Consider the following 13,663-nt stretch of genomic DNA (forward strand, 5'->3'; position numbering starts at 1 on the left):
CCCGGGTCAGTGGGTGCGGCGGATGTCGTAGGCGGGACCGTCCGGGCCGGTGATCGCCGCGAGGAACTCCTGGCCGCGCATTCGGCACCAGGCGGGAATGTCCACCGCGGCGGCCGGGTCGTCGGCCAGCACCCGGACCACGGTGCCGACCGGCACCTGCGGCATCCGGCGGGCCGCCGCGATCACCGGCAGCGGACAGCGTTGCCCCCGGCAGTCGAGCACCTCGTCCGGCATCGTCACAGCCCCACCACCCCGGCGTCGGCGCGCAGCCCGGCGACGATCCCAGGCAGCTCGGCGAGGAACCGCTCGACGTCGGACTCGGTCGTGTCCCGATGCAGGCTGACCCGGACATTGCCGTGCGAGAGCACCCCCATCGCCTCCAACACGTGTGACGGCCGCAGTGTGGACGACGTGCAGGACGAGCCGGACGACACCGCGAACCCCCGCCGGTCCAGCGCGTGCAGCAGCGTCTCGCCGTCGACGTACAGGCAGGAGAAGGTCACCAGGTGCGGCAGGCGCAGCACCGGGTCGCCGACCACCTCCACGTCGGGCACCTCGGCCGCGACCCGCGTCCGGATCCGGTCCACCAGCGGGTCCAGCCGGGTCGCCTCGGCGGCCGCGTCGGCCGCCGCCGCCCGCAGGCTCGCCGCAGCCGCCACCACCGCGGGCAGGTTCAGAGACCCGGGGGTACGCCCACCCTCCCGCTCGTCGGCCGGCCAGGGCGACTCCCAGCGGGTGCCCTTGCGGACCGCCAACAGCCCCACCCCGGGCGGGCCACCCCACTTGTGGGCGCTCGCGCTGAGCAGCGCCCAGCCGGCCGGCAGGGGTACCCGCCCGACCGACTGCGCCGCGTCGACGTAGAGCGGCACCCCGACATCCGCGCAGACGGCCGCCGCCTCGGCTACCGGCTGCACGGTGCCCACCTCGTGACTCGCAGTGATCAGCGCGGCCAGCGCGACCCCGGGCGCGCGGACGGCCGTCGACCAGGCGGCCAGATCCAGCCGGCCCACCCGGTCGACAGGCACCGAGTGGGCGACGCCGCCGGCCGCGACGTGCCGCTCGGCGGCGTGCAGGACTGCGGAATGCTCGATCGCCGAGTGCACAAGCGTCGCCCCGGCCCGGTGCCGTCCCGCCAGGCCGCCGAGCACCGCGCCGTGGGCTGCCGTCGTACCGCTGCTGGTGAAGGACAGCTCGTCGGCGCGGACGCCGAGCGTCTGCGCGGCGGCCTCGCGGGCGGCGTCGAGCAGTTGCCGGGCGCGGCGCGCCTGGCCGTAGAGCTTCCCCGGGTCGGCCCAGCCGTCCTCCAGGGCGGCCAGCAGCGCCTGCCGGGCGACCGGATGCAGAGGCGCGGCCGTTGCCGCGTCCAGGTAGACCGAAGAGGCGCTCACGGACCTGCCTTTGTTCGCGGTTGCGGGGCTCGCAACACCGGCTCACTCCTCGCGCTCACGGACCTGCCTTTGTTCGCGGTTGCGGGGCTCGCAACCCCGGCTCACTCCTCGCGCTCACGGATCAGACGCTATCGCGACGTTATGCCCAGGATCCCCCCGATGGGGGCGGACAGTGACCCCACCACGGCCGAGTCCCTCATGGTCGAGTAATCTGCGACCGTCGGTGACGCCTTTGCCGCCGGTGCTGAGGAACGACGCACCGCGGCGCGCTAGGGAGGCAGGACCAGGTGGTCGCAAGGAGTTCGGAGGTACGGCCGTCGGCCGTACGGCACGGTGCTGCCTCAGGAGTCGGTGGACGCCGGGGACGCGGTGCTGGTCGGTTGGCCGGGCTCGGTCTCGGGGGCGTGGCTCTGCTGGTTCTGCTCACGGGCTGTGACGTGGGCAAGACGTTCGACGGCTTCGGTTGGCCGCAGGGCGGCATCTCGGCGGAGTCGCACCGCATGTACGACCTGTGGATCGCCTCGTGCGTCGCCGCGCTCGCGGTCGGCGTCTTCGTGTGGGGCCTGATCTTCTGGTGCGTCGTGCGGTACCGCAAGCGCGGCAACGCGCTGCCGGTGCAGACCCGCTACAACCTGCCGATGGAGTTCCTCTACACCATCGCGCCGATCCTGATCGTCTCCGTGCTCTTCTACTACACGGCGATCGTGCAGACCGACGTCGACAAGCTGTCGAAGAACCCGGACGTCACGGTCGAGGTCGTCGCCTTCAAGTGGAACTGGCAGTTCAACTACCGCGACGGTCAGGGCACGGAGGCCCGCACCACCGCGTCGACGCTGGGCACCAGTGAGGTCATCCCGGTGCTCGTGCTGCCGACCAACCGGTCCATCCGGTTCGAGGAGACCAGCCGCGATGTCATCCACTCGTTCTGGGTGCCGGAGCTGCTGTTCAAGCGGGACGTCATGCCGGGCAAGATCCGCAACGTCTTCGAGGTGTCCCGCCTGGACGCCGAGGGTGCGTACGTCGGCCGCTGCGCCGAGCTGTGCGGCAGCTACCACGCGTTCATGAACTTCGAGCTGCGGGTGGTCTCGCCGGAGAAGTACGACCAGTTCCTCGCGGCCAAGCAGAGCGGCAAGTCGACGCAGGACGCGTTGACCGAGATCGGCGAGCAGCCGTACGCGCAGACCACGCAGCCGTTCGACACCCGGCGGACGAACAGCAACTTCAACCCGGACAGCGCTCCGGCCGGCACGGGAAGCTGAGGCAGCCGCATGAAGACCGAGTGGCGTATCTTCCTGATCATCGCCGGGTTCCTCTTCGGCGCCACCATTCTCTACGGTGCCTGGACCCACGGGGAGTCCGGCAACGTCGAGTGGGTGGGCACCGTGGCCCTGCTGCTGTCGTTCCTGCTCTGCTCGATGTGCGGTGGCTTCTTCTGGTTCGTCTCCCGTCGTATCGATCTGCGTCCGGAGGACCGACCGGACGCGGAGATCGCCGACGGCGCCGGTGAGGTCGGCTTCTTCAGCCCGGGCAGCTACTGGCCGTTCGGTCTGGCGCTGGCCGCCGCGATCGCCGCGCTGGGCATGGTGTTCTGGCAGTTCTGGCTGATCGGCCTCGGCCTGCTGTCGGTCGTCTTCGCCGCCTGTGGCCTGCTGTTCGAGTACTACACAGGCACCCGGCGCACCGCCGAGCACTGATCCACCCGGTCGCCCGCGACCGACAGGCGTGACGAAGGCCCGCACCCCGACCGGGGGAGCGGGCCTTCGTCGTGGCTCGCGGTGATCGGTCTGACGTCGGCGGTGCCGTAGTCGAGGGCCCCCGGCCGCGCCGTGATCGGCTCGGTGCCGGCGGTGCCGTGATTAAGGCCAGGTCGGCGGCCCGGTCGGGGTCGACCGACGGGTCAGGCGGCGTGGCGGTGGGTGGGCACGCGACGTCGGCGGTCGGCCAGCCGGGTGACGCCGACGGTGTACGTGGCGATGACCACGGCGGCGCCGCAACCGGTGCAGATCAGCTCGGGACAGTCGTTGCCGTGGCCGTCGACGCAGGGCGGCGCCTCGAACGGTGCCACGCCCTCACAGACGTCGCAGTAAAGCTCGTGATGCGACACGGGCGTCTCCTCTCACTCCGGGCGACCCGCCCCCGAAATGCGACAGCGGCGCACAACGGAAGCGGAGAATGACTCGCCTGTAGTTTCCCACGCGGGTCCGACAAATCTCCGCGGCCACCGGCCGGGCACCCCCGGCCCGGGCGTGATCCACCCCGGCCCGGGCGTGATCCACCCCGGCCAGGGCGTGATCCACCCCGGCCCGGGCGTGATCCACTCGACATCAGGGAAACCGGGGTGTCGCGACCGGCGGGACACCGCCGATTCCAGGAAGCCGAGTCGATCACGCGGGCCCGCCCCGCGCTGCTGCGCCCGCGTCGATCACCCGGGCACGCCCGGCGTTGGTCACGCGCCCGGCGGCGCGGTCAGGCGGTGGCGGCGGTCTCGGCGGTGGTCGCGGTCTCGATCCAACGGTCCAGGGTGGCCGCCGCCGCGCCCGAGTCGATGGATTCGGCGGCGCGGTCCAGGCCGGCACGCAGCGCCTCGGTCAGATCGCCGTCCAGCGGGCCCTGCGTCGCCAGCGCCGCAGCCGCGTTGACAAGCACCGCGTCGCGGACCGGACCGGTCTCACCGGCCAGCAGGCGGCGGGCCACGCCGGCGTTGTACGCGGCGTCACCGCCCCGCAGGTCGCCGAGGGTGGACCGGGGCACCCCGAGGTCGACCGCGTCCAGCACAGCCTCGCGTACGGTGCCGCCCTGCGCCGCCCACACCCGGGTCGGTGCGGCGGTGGTGAACTCGTCCAGCCCGTCCTCGCCGCGCATCACCAGCACCGAGTCGCCCCGGGCGGCGAACACGCCGGCCATCACCGACGCCATCCGTGCGTCGAAGCAGCCGACGGCGCCGGCGCGGGGGCGGGCCGGGTTGGTCAGCGGGCCGAGGAAGTTGAACACGGTGGGAACGCCCAGCTCCCGCCGGACCGGCCCGGTGTGCCGCATCCCCGGGTGGAACCGGGCGGCGAAGCAGAACCCGATGCCGGCCTCGGTGACGCAGCGCACGATGGCGTCCGGGTCGAGGTCGAGCGGGACGCCGAGGAACTCCAGCAGGTCGGCGGTGCCGCACAGGGAGGACGCGGCCCGGTTGCCGTGCTTGACGACCCGGGCGCCCGCGCCCGCCACGACAAGCGCGGCCATGGTGGAGATGTTGACCGTGTGGGCGAGGTCACCGCCGGTGCCCACCACGTCCAGGGCGGTCGAGCGCAGCTCGTCGGGGAGGTCGACCGGAACGGCCCGGCTCAACATCGTCTCCACCAGGCCGGCCAGCTCGGCCGAGGTCTCGCCCTTGGCGCGTAGGGCCACGGCGAAGCCGGCGACCTGCGCCGGGCCCGCCGAGCCGGCCATGATCTCGCCCATCGCCCAGGCGGTGTCGGCGGTGGACAGCTCCTCGCCGCGCAGCAGCGAGTTGAGCAGGTGCGGCCAGGTCCGATCGCCCATGGCGGGCCTCCCGAGCGTACGAAGTGCGGGTGGGCTGGAACCGGCGCCGGCTGGTCCGGCGCCGCGTCGGTGCCGGAGAGCGGGGGACGTCAGGCGGGTGCGTGCGTCCGCAGCAGCTCGGCCACCGTGCTGCCGGTGGTCACCGGGTCGAGCGGGTGCACAAGCGTCGCGTCGACCTCGGCGTACGCGGCGAGCCATCGGTCCGCGGCGCGGGCGATCACCAGGCAGGTGGGCGGGGCGTCGTCCCGATCGTCCTTGATCTGGCGGGCGATGCCGATGCCGCCGCCCGGGCTCGCCTCGCCGTCGAGCACCAGCAGGTCGATCTCGTAGTCGTCGACAAGCCGGATGGTCTCGGCGTACGTCGACGCGTCGACGAACTCGATCTGCAGCCCGGGGGCGGGCCGGGTGCCGACAGCGAGCCGCATCCGGTCACGGACCTGCGGGTCGTCGCTGTAGAGCAGGACGGTGCACAGACGATCGCTCATGGCTGACAGGCTCCCACCTCGTAGCTGCCCGCCGATCGTACCGGTCGACGTGACGTAGCCGACATCCCGCCCGACGCGCGGCCGGCGGCGTACCGTCTGCCCAGCTCAGGTCGTCGCGGCGTCGGCGGCGCGCTCGCGGGCCTCCTGGCGGTCCAGCTCGCGGTCGACCCGGCGGGCCTCCCGCTCGGACTGCTTCACCCACTGCACGACAAGCACCGCGAGCATGGTCACACTGACGAACTCGCCGCCGGCCCAGAGGATGCCGCCGGCGACCACCTGGTCGGCCTTGGGGTCGGCCCAGCTCAGGTGGAGCGACGGGTACCAGTCGCCGCCGAAGAGGGTGGTGCTCTGCATGATGGTGAGCCCGAGCACGGTGTGGAACGGCACGGAGAGCAGCATCAGCAGTGCCCGCGCCGGATACGGCCAGCGGCCCGGGAGCGGGTCGAGGCCGAGCAGCGGCCAGAAGAACACGCAGCCGGTCATGATGAAGTGCGCGTGCACCAGCTCGTGCGCCCAGGCGTGTTCCAGGGTGAAGCGGTACAGATCGCTGAAGTACAGCGCGAACGGGTTGACCACGAAGATGGCGAACGCCACCAGCGGGAAGCTGTAGACCCGGGCGACGCGGCTGTGCACGATCGCCAGGAGGCGCTTTCGCGGCCCGACCGGCAGGGTCCGCAGGGCGAGCGTCATCGGCGCGCCGAGCGCCAGGAAGATGGGCGACACCATGGAGAGCACCATGTGCTGGACCATGTGCACCGACAGCAACGCGGTGTCGTAGGTCTCGATCCCGGAGACGGTGACCAGCGCGATACCGCCGAGGCCGGGGCCGAGGAAGAAGACGGTACGCGCGAGGGGCCAGGCGTCGCCCCGCAGACGTAGCCGGTACACCCCGTAGAGGTAGAGGCCGGCGGCGAGCACCAGGCCGAGCGCCAGCCAGCTGTCCAGCCGGGCCTCGGTCAGCACCCGGTCGACGCTGAACGGTGGCAGGCTCGAGGGGCCAGCGGTGGCGCTGGCGAGCACATCGGCGGGGACGGCCGAGGTGGCGGCGAGGATCGGATCGACGTGCAGCACGCTTTTCAGGCTAGGCCAGGCGAACCGGACCTCGTTGGTCGGGCCACGGAAGGCGCAGGTTTGCCACCCCGCTGATCGCCGGCCCCGGTCAGGGGCAATAATGACGGCGTGACTGCGGCCCCAGCCATTGACAAGAGCCGGATCCACTCTCTGACGCGACCCAACATGGTCAGCGTCGGGACGATCGTGTGGCTCTCCAGCGAACTCATGTTCTTCGCGGCGCTCTTCGCGATGTACTTCTCGATCCGCGCGGCTGCGCCGGAGCAGTGGGAGAAGCACACCGAGTCGCTGAACATCCCGTACGCGACCACCTTCACGGTGATCCTCGTGCTGTCCTCGGTGACCTGCCAGCTCGGCGTCTTCGCGGCGGAGAAGGGTGACGTGCACGCGCTGCGCCGCTGGTTCACCGTCACCTTCGTGATGGGTCTGATCTTCGTGCTCGGCCAGGTGAACGAGTACCGCCACCTGGTGGAGGACGGCGTCAAGATCAACGGCGACGGGTACGGCTCGATGTTCTACCTGACGACCGGCTTCCACGGCCTGCACGTGACCGGCGGTCTGATCGCCTTCATCATCTTCATGGTCCGCACGACCATGGGCCGGTTCACGCCGGCGCAGGCGACCTCGGCGATCGTCGTGTCGTACTACTGGCACTTCGTCGACGTCGTGTGGATCGGGCTGTACGCCATGATCTACTGGCTTCAGTGATCTTGGCGCGTCACGAACCGCGCCGCTGCTCCGTCCCCTGAGACAAGGTCCAACCGGTTAAGGACACAGCTCATGACTTCTGACAACGACCGCCGACGCGGCCTGCTCGCGCGGTTGCGCGGGCGGCCCGCCGCGCGCAGCAGGGGCCGCCGCCGGCTGGGCGCCGCGGTCCGGCTGTTCGCCGCGCTGATGATCGCCGGCGGCGCATACACCGTCTTCGCCCCCGGTGCGCAGGCGCAGGACAATCCGCCGCTGACCGGCGCCGCAGCCGAGGGCAAGGCGCTGTTCGACGTGAGCTGTGTGACCTGCCACGGCCGCAACGCCCAGGGCGTCGAGGGTCGCGGGCCGAGCCTGATCGGCGTCGGCGCGGCCTCGGTCGAGTTCCAGGTCAGCTCGGGCCGTATGCCGCTGGCCCGCCAGGAGGCCCAGGCGCACCGCAAGCCGCCGGTCTTCACCGACGAGCAGGTCCGCCAGCTCGGCCAGTACATCCAGGAGCTGGGTGGCGGTCCGGTCGTTCCGGGCACCGAGGACAATCTCCACGAGGACGGCAACGTCGCGGCCGGTGGCGAGCTGTTCCGGATCAACTGCTCCCAGTGCCACGCCTTCGGTGGCGGCGGTGGCGCGCTCTCGTCGGGCAAGTTCGCCCCGAGCCTGCACCCGGCGACGGACCGGCAGATCTACGCGGCGATGCTGAGCGGCCCGCAGAACATGCCGGTGTTCGGCGACAACCAGATCACGCCGGAGCAGAAGGCCGACATCATCGCCTACATCCAGGAGACGCTGAAGACCGACCAGGACCCGGGCGGGTTCAACCTCGGTCGGTACGGGCCGTCCACCGAGGGCCTGGCGATCTTCCTGGTTGGCATCGTGGCGCTCGTGTTCGCTAGCCTGTGGATTGCGGGTAAGTCGTGACCGAGCGGATCGTCAGATTCAGTGCCGTGGTGCCGCTCGGCGCCACCCGTAGCGAGGTGACGGCATGAGCACGCACACCGAGCACCAGGCCCCGCAGGGCCGGGAGCCGCTCGACGTGAACGACCCCGGGCTGACCCGGTTCGACATCGTCCGTGAGGGCGCGCGTCGGGACGACATCGAGATCGTGCACTACGAGCCGCAGGTGCTGCCCGGCACGAAGGCCGAGCGTCGGCTGACCCGCGTGGTGGCCGGGTTCTTCCTGATCACCGGCCTGGCGGCGACCGCCTTCCTGGCCATCTACATCTGGTGGCCGTGGAAGTACGAGCCGGGCCGCGGCGGCGACAAGTTCTACACCCCGCTGCTCGGGTTCACCCTCGGCGTGGCGCTGCTCGCCGTCGGCTTCGGCATCCTGACCTGGGGCAAGAAGTTGCTGCCCAAGGAGGTCTCGATCCAGGACCGGCACGAGGGCGCGGTGGACGCCGACGGTCGCACCATCACCGGCCAGACCATGCTCTACATGGCCGACGAGCTGGGTGTGAAGCGTCGTCCGCTGCTCGGCATCTCGCTGCTGGCCGGCCTCGCGCCGGTCGCCGCGGTCGCGGCGGCGCCGCTGGTCGGCGGTCTGATCTCGCAGCCGCACAAGAACAACCAGATGTTCACCACCGGGTTCGCCACCGCCGAGGGCGGCCAGCGGATCCGCCTCGTCCGCGAGGACGGCCGCCCGGTGCGCCCGGCGGACATCAGCACCGGTGGCCAGCTGACTGTCTTCCCGGGCATCGAGCACGGTGTGAGCAACAGGCACGCCGACTCGCCGACGCTGCTGATCCACCTGCGCGACTCGGACGCGCAGGAGTCGCGCCGGGCCAACGAGCGGGTGGGCCACGGCGACTACATGTGGGGCAACTACGCGGCGTTCTCCAAGATCTGCACGCACGCCGGCTGCCCCGCGAGCCTGTTCGAGCAGCAGACCAACCGGCTGCTCTGCCCGTGCCACCAGTCCCAGTTCCTGATCACCGACAACGCCCGGCCCGTCTTCGGCCCCGCCAGCCGGCGGCTGCCGCAGCTGCCGATCGAGGTGGACTCCGAGGGCTTCTTCGTGGCGAAGTCCGACTACACCGAGACCGTCGGGCCTGATTTCTGGGAGCGGCCATGAAGCGTCGAAAGTTTGACCTGGCAGCCACGCCGGGCAAGGCCGCGGTGGGGGTGGACGACCGCTTCCAGGTTGCCACTCCGCTGCGCAAGCTGCTGAACAAGGTCTTCCCGGACCACTGGTCGTTCCTGCTGGGCGAGATCGCGCTGTTCTCGTTCATCGTGCTGCTCCTGACCGGTGTGTTCCTCACCTTCTTCTACGAGCCGGCGATGACCGAGGTGGTCTACGACGGCAGCTACGCCCCGTTGCAGGGCACGCCGATGTCCGCCGCGTACGCCTCCAGCCTGGACCTGTCGTTCGACGTCCGCGGTGGCCTGGTGATGCGGCAGATGCACCACTGGGCGGCGCTGCTGTTCATGGCCGCGATCGTCGTGCACATGCTGCGGGTGTTCTTCACCGGCGCCTTCCGCAAGCCGCGCGAGACCAACTGGATCATCGGTTCGCTGCTGTTCTGGGTCGGCTTCCTGGCCGGCTTCACCGGCTACTCGTTGCCCGACGACGGCCTGTCCGGCACCGGTCTGCGGATCGCCTCGGCGATCATGCTGTCCATCCCGGTGATCGGCTCCTGGCTCACGTCGTCGATCTTCGGTGGCGAGTTCCCCGGCACGATCATCATCAGCCGGTTCTTCATCGCCCACGTCCTGCTGATCCCGGGTCTGCTGCTTGCGTTGATCAGCGCCCACCTGGGCCTGGTCTTCAAGCAGAAGCACACCCAGTGGCCCGGCCCCGGCCGGACCAACGGCAACGTGGTCGGCGAGCGGATGTTCCCCCGCTACGCGCTGAAGCAGGGCGGCTTCTTCATGGTCGTCTTCGGCGTCATCGCGCTGCTGGGCGGTCTGTTCCAGATCAACCCGATCTGGCTGTTCGGCCCGTACGAGGCGTGGGTGGTCTCGGCCGCCAGCCAGCCCGACTGGTACGTCATGTTCCTCGACGGCTCGACCCGACTCATGCCGGCGTGGCAGCTCAACATCCCGATCGGCGACGGGTACGTCATCCCGCCGCTGTTCTGGCCCACTGTCGTGCTGCCCGGCATCCTGGTCGGCCTGTCGACGATGTACCCGTTCCTGGAGGCCCGGCACCTCAAGGACCGCAAGAGCCACAACCTGCTCCAGCGGCCCCGTGACGTTCCGGCCCGTACGGCCGTCGGCGCCATGGCCGTCGCCTTCTACGTCGTGTTGACGCTCTCGGGCGCCAACGACGTGATCGCCGACAAGTTCCAGATCAGCCTGAACGCGATGACCTGGGCGGGCCGTGTCGGCCTGCTGGTGGTCCCGCCGCTGGCGTACTACGTCACCTACCGGCTCTGCCTGGGTCTGCAGCAGCACGACCGGGAGGTGCTCGCGCACGGAGTGGAGACCGGCATCATCCGGCGCCTGCCGGACGGCCGGTTCGTCGAGGTGCACCAGCCGCTCAGCGCGGCGAACGGGCACGCGGACGGCCACGGTGAGCTGGACTACGTCGGCTGGGTCGTGCCGAAGAAGATGAACCGGCTCGGGGCTCTCGGCCCGGCGGTCCGGGGCTTCTTCTACCCGATCGAGAAGCCGGTCGAGGCGCCGGTCTCGCCGGGTCACCCGCCGGTCGAGCCCCGGCCCGAGCGCGCGGAGATCGGTAGCGGCGAGAGCCGTCACTGACCCCGACCGCACCGTCACGTGGCGCCCGCCGGACTTCCGGCGGGCGCCACGTCGTTGTCGGTGTCCGTCGCCCATCCGAGCAGGAGTCGGACGGCCACGGCGGGACCGGTCGACCCCGCGCGCCGGGCGATCGCAGGAATAACCCCCGTGAGCCGGGTATCCGTGCGGTCCAACGTCTCTAGGGGGGGAAGCATGTTGGGTCTCAAACGCCTCGGCCTGTTGGCCGCGCTGGTGCTGGTAGGTGTCGCGCCGGCTGTGGCCGCGCAGGCCGCGGCACAGCCGTCGACGCAGGACACCCAGTATCTGCAGGCGGTGCACCAGGTGAACCTGTTCGAGATCACCGCCGGTGACCTGGCTCAGCAGAAGGGCCAGAACCAGGGGGTCAAGGACCTGGGTGCGATGTTCAAGACCGACCACACCCAGCTTGACCAGACGGTGCAGCAGACGGCGTCCCAGCTCAACGTCGAGTTGCCGAACGAGCCCAGCGCCGATCAGCAGGCCGTCATCGACAAGCTGAACAACGTCAACGGCGCGGAGTTCGACAGGCTCTGGGTGACCAGTGAGCTGGCCGGTCACGTCCAGGCCATCCAGGCCACCCAGACGGAGATCTCGCAGGGCTCCGAGCAGTCGGTGGTCCAGTTGGCCCAGAACGCCCTGCCGACGCTTCAGGCGCACTACGACGAGCTGGTCCAGCTCGCCAACCAGTTGGGTGTCCCGGTCCCGCAGACCAGCGCCAGCGGTACGCCCAGCCCGGGTACCTCGTCGCCGGCTCCGGGTGGCACCACCGAGTCGCCCGCTCCGAGTGGCGGCATCACCGAGTCCCCGGAACCGGGCCTCGGCACCACCGAGCGGCCCGCTCCCAGCGAGAGCTGACGTAGCGGCAGCAGACGGCCGGTCCACCCGCAGGGGTGGACCGGCCGCGCCGCGTCCGGCGGCGGCCCTCCCACGCGGCCTCGCGGGTCAGTCGGCGTCGGCGAGGCCGATCGCGAACGTCTCCTCAAGGTCGAGCTGGGAGTACGCCCGGAAAGCGATGTGCGACTCCGTGTTCAGCACACCCGGCACCTTCGAGATGCTGCCCGCGATGACCTGGGCGATCTGGTCGAACTCGCGGACCCGGACGATGGCGATGAGGTCCACGTGCCCGGCCACCGAGTAGACCTCGCTGACGCCTGTGACATTGGCCAGGGTCTCCGCCACCTCGGGAATCGCGTCGGTGGCGCAGTCGATCAGCACGATCGCGGTGATCACGGGGCAATTCTCCGTTCGTCGGCGTCGTCGCCCATGCTAGATGTCTCCGCCTCGACCGGGAGAGGGTGTACCGGGTCGGCTCAGCCGTGCGCGGCGGCCTGGACCGTGCAGCCGTCGCCGAACCGGATCACGTCGTGCAGCCGTTCGCCGTCGCGCACCGTCGCGCCCGGCCACACCACCGTGCGGCGCACCTCGCCGTCGACCCGCGCGCCCGCGCCTACCACCGACTCCACGCAGCGCCCGGTCACTGTCGCGGAGGGGTCGACGAGAGCACCGCCGCCCGCGGCGTGCAGGTTGGCCGCCAGGTAGTCGGCGGGAGTGCCGGTGTCGTAGAAGGTGCCCGGGTAGGGCACCACCTCCAGCGCGCCGGCCGCCTCGGCCGGCCGCCACACCGCACGTACCAGGTCGGAGAAGACCACCGGCAGGTCACGGACCAGCCGCCACGGCAGCAGCGAGAACCCGGTGAAGCAGTGCCCGGCGAAGGTGCCGGGGGCCGTCGGGTCGACGGCGGGCTGCCCGAGCAGGCGTACCGAGTGGCCGTCCCAGCCGTCCAGCAGCGCGGCCAGGTCGGGGCCCGGGGGAGTGGCGGCGTCGGCCAGGTACGCGTCGGCGTTGCCGACCAGCACCGGCCGACCGTCGATCCAGTCCCGCAGGTTGGCCACCCCACCGGCGGTGCCGAGCGGGTCGCCGGGCTCCACCGACAGGTGGGCGCGGCCGCCGACGTGGTCGACCACCTGGTCGGCGAGGTAGCAGGCGTTCACGGCGACGCGTGCGGGACCGCTCAGGCCGAGGCCGGCGAGGCGGGCCAGCGCCCGATCCAGCAGTGGCACGTTGCCGACCGGGCAGAGCGCCTTGGGCACCCGCGCGGTGAGCGGACGCAGCCGGGTGCCCTCACCCGCGGCGAGCACGACCGCGCACAGCTCGGCCGGCACGGAAGCCGGACCGGTCATGGCAGCCGGGTCGGTCATGGCAGGTCGTCGGGGATCGGGGGCGGGAACTGCCCGGCCAGCGGCCCGATGTCGTAGTAGGCGAGCAGCCGGGCCGTCGGCCAGGTGAGCTTGGGCAGGTCGTCCAGCGGATGCCAGGCGGCCTCGAAGACCTCCGCGCCGTCGACCGCCAGGTCGGTGGTGGACGCCGGCACCTCCGTCTCGAAGACCATGTCCACCCAGCCCTTGGCGTGCACGATCGCGTTCGGCGCGGCCGGGCGCAGCCGGGACGGTGGCAGCCGGATGCCGGACTCCTCGAACAGTTCGCGGGCCGCGCCCACGACGGGCGGCTCGGCCCGGTTGAGCAGGCCGGCGGGCAGCGACCAGCCCTTGCCGGGGGGTTGGCGCAACATCAGTAGCCGGCCCGCGCCCGTCGCCTCGGCGTCCCGGACCAGGGTGACCGCCCCGACGATGTACTTGGGCACGGCCAGCTTGACCAGGCGACGGCGCACCGGCAGCGGCAGCCGGTAGAAGGCCTGGTAGAAGATGGCCCGACCGGTGGCGCGGGAACGGGGGATCATGACCCCAGGTTAGTGGTCACGAATGTCCCTCG

16 protein-coding genes are annotated in these 13,663 nt (G+C 71.2%); 7 read left to right on the plus strand and 9 right to left on the minus strand.

The features are described from left to right. Positions 1-6: 6 nt before the first annotated feature. Together ACLQ26_RS02130 and ACLQ26_RS02135 are read right to left on the minus strand one after the other, a co-directional pair. Complete coding sequence (locus ACLQ26_RS02130; RefSeq protein ID WP_203178961.1) at positions 7-240, minus strand: sulfurtransferase TusA family protein; 234 nt, start codon at positions 238-240, stop codon at positions 7-9. Further along, positions 237-1,388 (minus strand): cysteine desulfurase family protein, encoded by a 1,152-nt coding sequence (locus tag ACLQ26_RS02135; RefSeq protein WP_425742851.1) that lies wholly within the window; start codon positions 1,386-1,388, stop codon positions 237-239. The genes ACLQ26_RS02130 and ACLQ26_RS02135 overlap by 4 nt, the downstream gene beginning before the upstream one ends. 287 nt (positions 1,389-1,675) lie before the next feature. On the opposite strand from ACLQ26_RS02135, the gene coxB reads away from it, so the two are divergent. Beyond that, complete coding sequence (gene coxB, locus ACLQ26_RS02140) at positions 1,676-2,647, plus strand: cytochrome c oxidase subunit II (protein WP_425742852.1); 972 nt, start codon at positions 1,676-1,678, stop codon at positions 2,645-2,647. Positions 2,648-2,656: 9 nt separating this feature from the next. Further along, positions 2,657-3,082: a cytochrome c oxidase subunit 4 gene (locus ACLQ26_RS02145; RefSeq protein ID WP_425742853.1), complete on the plus strand. Its 426-nt coding sequence runs from the start codon at positions 2,657-2,659 to the stop codon at positions 3,080-3,082. Between the two features lie 203 nt (positions 3,083-3,285). Here ACLQ26_RS02145 and ACLQ26_RS02150 read toward each other — a convergent pair whose 3' ends face one another. The 4 genes from ACLQ26_RS02150 to ACLQ26_RS02165 form a co-directional block, all read right to left on the minus strand. Next, positions 3,286-3,492, minus strand: a complete 207-nt coding sequence (locus ACLQ26_RS02150) for a hypothetical protein (RefSeq protein WP_425742854.1) — start codon at positions 3,490-3,492, stop codon at positions 3,286-3,288. 362 nt (positions 3,493-3,854) lie between these two features. Continuing rightward, on the minus strand, positions 3,855-4,919 hold the full coding sequence (trpD, locus tag ACLQ26_RS02155) for an anthranilate phosphoribosyltransferase (RefSeq protein ID WP_425742855.1): 1,065 nt from the start codon (positions 4,917-4,919) through the stop codon (positions 3,855-3,857). Positions 4,920-5,008: 89 nt separating this feature from the next. Next, on the minus strand, positions 5,009-5,404 hold the full coding sequence (locus tag ACLQ26_RS02160; protein ID WP_007463197.1) for a hypothetical protein: 396 nt from the start codon (positions 5,402-5,404) through the stop codon (positions 5,009-5,011). A gap of 105 nt (positions 5,405-5,509) precedes the next feature. Then, positions 5,510-6,475, minus strand: a complete 966-nt coding sequence (locus ACLQ26_RS02165; RefSeq protein WP_425742856.1) for a cytochrome c oxidase assembly protein — start codon at positions 6,473-6,475, stop codon at positions 5,510-5,512. Between the two features lie 108 nt (positions 6,476-6,583). On the opposite strand from ACLQ26_RS02165, the gene ACLQ26_RS02170 reads away from it, so the two are divergent. The 5 genes from ACLQ26_RS02170 (at position 6,584) to ACLQ26_RS02190 (ending at position 11,749) form a co-directional block, all read left to right on the plus strand. Next, positions 6,584-7,183 carry a cytochrome c oxidase subunit 3 gene (locus tag ACLQ26_RS02170; protein WP_425742857.1) on the plus strand — a complete coding sequence of 200 codons (600 nt, stop codon included), beginning with the start codon at positions 6,584-6,586 and terminating at the stop codon, positions 7,181-7,183. A gap of 72 nt (positions 7,184-7,255) precedes the next feature. Continuing rightward, a complete protein-coding gene (locus ACLQ26_RS02175; RefSeq protein WP_425742858.1) occupies positions 7,256-8,095 on the plus strand; it encodes a cytochrome c in 840 nt (279 codons plus the stop codon). 64 nt (positions 8,096-8,159) lie between these two features. Next, the gene (locus tag ACLQ26_RS02180) at positions 8,160-9,248 is read left to right on the plus strand and encodes a ubiquinol-cytochrome c reductase iron-sulfur subunit (RefSeq protein WP_425742859.1); all 1,089 of its coding nucleotides are present in this window, start codon (positions 8,160-8,162) and stop codon (positions 9,246-9,248) included. After that, positions 9,245-10,876, plus strand: coding sequence for a cytochrome bc1 complex cytochrome b subunit (locus ACLQ26_RS02185; protein WP_393296227.1), 1,632 nt, complete (start codon positions 9,245-9,247; stop codon positions 10,874-10,876). Before ACLQ26_RS02180 ends, ACLQ26_RS02185 begins: the two co-directional genes overlap by 4 nt. Positions 10,877-11,068: 192 nt before the next feature. Further along, positions 11,069-11,749: a DUF4142 domain-containing protein gene (locus ACLQ26_RS02190; protein WP_425742860.1), complete on the plus strand. Its 681-nt coding sequence runs from the start codon at positions 11,069-11,071 to the stop codon at positions 11,747-11,749. Between the two features lie 87 nt (positions 11,750-11,836). Here ACLQ26_RS02190 and ACLQ26_RS02195 read toward each other — a convergent pair whose 3' ends face one another. From ACLQ26_RS02195 to ACLQ26_RS02205, 3 genes are all read right to left on the minus strand, one after another. Then, entirely contained in the window at positions 11,837-12,124 is a 288-nt protein-coding gene (locus ACLQ26_RS02195; protein ID WP_007463184.1) for an Lrp/AsnC family transcriptional regulator, read from the minus strand. Between the two features lie 80 nt (positions 12,125-12,204). After that, the gene (locus ACLQ26_RS02200) at positions 12,205-13,092 is read right to left on the minus strand and encodes a sugar phosphate nucleotidyltransferase (RefSeq protein WP_425742861.1); all 888 of its coding nucleotides are present in this window, start codon (positions 13,090-13,092) and stop codon (positions 12,205-12,207) included. Next, positions 13,089-13,631, minus strand: coding sequence for an NUDIX hydrolase (locus tag ACLQ26_RS02205; RefSeq protein ID WP_363683123.1), 543 nt, complete (start codon positions 13,629-13,631; stop codon positions 13,089-13,091). The genes ACLQ26_RS02200 and ACLQ26_RS02205 overlap by 4 nt, the downstream gene beginning before the upstream one ends. Between the last annotated feature and the right edge of the window lie 32 nt (positions 13,632-13,663).

The organism is Micromonospora sp. DT43 (genome assembly GCF_049841645.1).
In the GTDB taxonomy this organism is placed as follows: Bacteria; Actinomycetota; Actinomycetes; order Mycobacteriales; family Micromonosporaceae; genus Micromonospora.

Bases quoted from the DNA above. Each gene is read 5' to 3' on its own strand.
- ACLQ26_RS02145 (WP_425742853.1), top strand. From the start codon at position 2,657: ATGAAGACCGAGTGGCGTATCTTCCTGATCATCGCCGGGTTCCTCTTC.
- trpD (WP_425742855.1), bottom strand. From the start codon at position 4,919: ATGGGCGATCGGACCTGGCCGCACCTGCTCAACTCGCTGCTGCGCGGC.
- ACLQ26_RS02160 (WP_007463197.1), bottom strand. From the start codon at position 5,404: ATGAGCGATCGTCTGTGCACCGTCCTGCTCTACAGCGACGACCCGCAG.
- ACLQ26_RS02175 (WP_425742858.1), top strand. From the start codon at position 7,256: ATGACTTCTGACAACGACCGCCGACGCGGCCTGCTCGCGCGGTTGCGC.
- ACLQ26_RS02180 (WP_425742859.1), top strand. From the start codon at position 8,160: ATGAGCACGCACACCGAGCACCAGGCCCCGCAGGGCCGGGAGCCGCTC.
- ACLQ26_RS02185 (WP_393296227.1), top strand. From the start codon at position 9,245: ATGAAGCGTCGAAAGTTTGACCTGGCAGCCACGCCGGGCAAGGCCGCG.
- ACLQ26_RS02190 (WP_425742860.1), top strand. From the start codon at position 11,069: ATGTTGGGTCTCAAACGCCTCGGCCTGTTGGCCGCGCTGGTGCTGGTA.
- ACLQ26_RS02200 (WP_425742861.1), bottom strand. From the start codon at position 13,092: ATGACCGACCCGGCTGCCATGACCGGTCCGGCTTCCGTGCCGGCCGAG.
- ACLQ26_RS02205 (WP_363683123.1), bottom strand. From the start codon at position 13,631: ATGATCCCCCGTTCCCGCGCCACCGGTCGGGCCATCTTCTACCAGGCC.